Source organism: Vibrio sp. 1978, from assembly GCF_033344345.1.
The window spans coordinates 1-643 of the sequence record NZ_JAWPOP010000590.1; the positions used below are offsets into that span (position 1 = coordinate 1).

Annotated in this window: 1 pseudogene; it reads right to left on the reverse strand. The window is 50.2% G+C overall.

The features are described 5' to 3' along the window. A pseudogene (locus tag R8N49_RS27995) lies at nt 1-643 on the reverse strand (cytochrome C biogenesis protein); the annotation flags it as partial.

Here is a 643-nt window from a genome sequence, read left to right on the forward strand (position 1 = left end):
TACACTGCCAAGTAGCAGCCCGCCAGCAATTAAGATAAGCGATGCAGAGCCTGATACCACGAGTGCTTTATCGCCATGAACGCGTTTAACGCGAATCATCAGAACAATAAACGCGACTAAACCGACGAGAATGACCCAAAACACTGGTAGGTGATTGGCCATCAAAGACAGTAGCCAAACGCTGGTGGCCAACATCATCACACCAAATACGTTTTTGACCACGTTCATCCACTGACCCGGCTGCGGCAATTTAAGCGCCATGCTTGGAAAAATTGCCACCATAATCCAAGGCAACGCCATCCCCAACGCTAAGGCGGTGAAAATTGCAAACAGCGTAACCATATCGGCACCCAAGGCAAACGCCACGGCCGTTCCTAGGAAAGGCGCAGAACACGGCGTAGCAAGCAAGGTTGCAAACATCCCTTGCACATAGTGTCCAGCTAACGAGTTGTCGCCTTTCGACGCGAGCCATGTACTGGTGCCAGACGAAAGACGGATTTGAAACAGTCCTAGCATGTTGGCGCCAAACAAACCTGTGACCAGAACCATCAATCCTAAAAACCAAGGGCTTTGGAACTGAACGCCCCAGCCAATGGCATTACCTGTCAGTTTGAGCGCCAAAATAAAACCAGCGAGAATCCAA